Here is a 1,907-nt window from a genome sequence, read left to right as displayed (position 1 = left end):
GCCACGCCAGTCGGATCGCTGCCGACGGGAATGGTGGCGGTGACACTGTTGCTGGTCGTGTCGATCACCAGCAGGGCGCCCGTATTGTTGCTGGCGACGTAGACGTGGGAACCGTCGGGGCTGACCGCCACACCGAACGGAGCGTCGCCGGCAGGGATGTTGGTGGTGACGGTGTTGCTGGTCGTATCGATCACCGACACGACGTCCGAAAGGCCGTTGGCGACGTACACGTGGGCGCCGTCTGGGGTGACCGCCACACCGAGCGGAAAGGCGCCGACCTGCACGGTGGCGATGACAGTGTCGCTCGCGGCGTCGATCACCGACACAGTGGCTGAAAGCTCGTTGGTGACGTAAACGCGGGAGCCGTCCGGGGCCACCGCCACAAAACCCGGCCCGTCTCCGACAGGAATGGTGGCGATGATGCTGTTGCTGGCAGTGTCAATCACCGAAACCGTGCTCGAGAGAAAGTTCGTGACGTAGGCGAAGGCTCCGTCCGGGGCGGCTACGGCCGCGTGTGCGCCTCGCCCAGTCACTGCCGTCGGAGCAAGGTTGTTGTACCCGTGCTCGCTCGAGCTCCCCTGCGCCACGGCGTGAACGGCAGGCAGCACCATCAGTCCGGCCAGAACGGCAAATGCCGCTCCCAGTCGGCCAATCCACACCCACCACTGTCTTCCGCCGCGACCCCCCTGAACTCCCCACGGGGCTGCTTCCACATGACGCCTGATCACTGCTGTCTCCAGGTCTCGGAACATGTGGCCTTGGTCCGCCGTGTATTGACACGGCGAGAATAAGGACCTTGATCGCTAAAAAACTATACGCACCATACAGGCGAAATGTGGATTATTGGAACAGTTTGAGATGCTGTCCGTGAGGTAGGTGCCCTGCGGCTCTATGCCGTCCAGCAACTGACGCAGTCAGGGCATGATTCAAAAAACGGGAGTAAGTAAATCCGTAAATCCGTCGCGGGTTTATACGGCGACAAACCGACCAGTATTTTTTCACACACCGCAAAAATAGGTGTTCGGAGGCGTGCGAGAACGCACTCTTGCAGGGCCTGCTTCACCCATTGACCTCGATTTCGCAATGCCGTGGATCTCTTCCTCGATGCTGACCCCGCCCACCTTGTTACCCCAGGAGAGTAATCATAAATACAGGTAAATTACCCCTGGTTCGAAAGATCTTGTGCTGGCTGGTCCAACGCCGACCCCAGTGACGACCCAGTTGATAAGGCCAATGGCATTTCCCCGCCCGTGACCAGTGATCCCTGGAACGGGTGGCAACGCCGCAGCCAGGGCGGGAGGAGAGTAGTTGTTGTTCCGGGGCCGCAGTGTGCAGTCACACAGCGGCGCGTTGACGCCTATCAGCAGTCCCCTGCACCGGGCCCCGGCCATGCGCAGAGCCGAGGCCGGTCCGCGCAATAATTCCGACAGGGCTGGCATCTGGCGCGCATCGAGTTGGCAGCGGGCCTGCCACAGTGCCGACGCGGTCACCCCGGTACAGCCAGGACAGGAGCCCGTGAATTTCGCCGCACCGCCGCGTATTGGCACTCGTCGATCCACGACCGGGCGGGGAGCCCACGTACCCTTTCCTGGACAGCCCTGCACTCGGTGAGCACCGCCTCGACCATCTGCAACGGCACGATCTGAGTCAGCTCACCCAGGTGTCCTGGAGCGAACACCCCTGCGGCTACCGAATTTTCACGGCTGATGACACATTGGCCCGGCAGCGGAGCCTCCGGTGACGTGAACGGCTGTCTTGGTCGACTGCCACCTCTACCGGGGCTCCGCTTCCTACTTCCGCGGCTTCACGAGAACTCCCACCAAGGTCCTTTGCCGCATCCGACTTCTTCTTGCAGGCCTCGGCGGGGGTGACCAGGTCCGGGTTGATGAACTGGTCGAACTTGAACT

Annotated in this window: 3 protein-coding genes; all 3 read right to left on the bottom strand. The window is 61.9% G+C overall.

Going from position 1 to position 1,907, the window contains the following annotated elements; all coding sequences use genetic code 11:
* On the bottom strand, positions 1-611 hold a 611-nt coding region (locus AB0N17_RS46435; RefSeq protein ID WP_366017694.1), incomplete at its 3' end, for a beta-propeller fold lactonase family protein.
* Positions 612-1,486: 875 nt separating this feature from the next.
* On the bottom strand, positions 1,487-1,678 hold the full coding sequence (locus AB0N17_RS46430; RefSeq protein WP_366017693.1) for a transposase domain-containing protein: 192 nt from the start codon (positions 1,676-1,678) through the stop codon (positions 1,487-1,489).
* An 8-nt stretch (positions 1,679-1,686) separates the two neighbouring features.
* Positions 1,687-1,907 (bottom strand): hypothetical protein (locus AB0N17_RS46425; protein WP_366017692.1); only part of this gene is annotated, 221 nt, incomplete at its 5' end.

Origin of the sequence: Streptomyces sp. NPDC051133, assembly GCF_040682635.1 — a bacterium.
In the GTDB taxonomy this organism is placed as follows: domain Bacteria; phylum Actinomycetota; class Actinomycetes; order Streptomycetales; family Streptomycetaceae; genus Streptomyces.
This window is presented reverse-complemented; position numbering and strand designations above follow the sequence as displayed.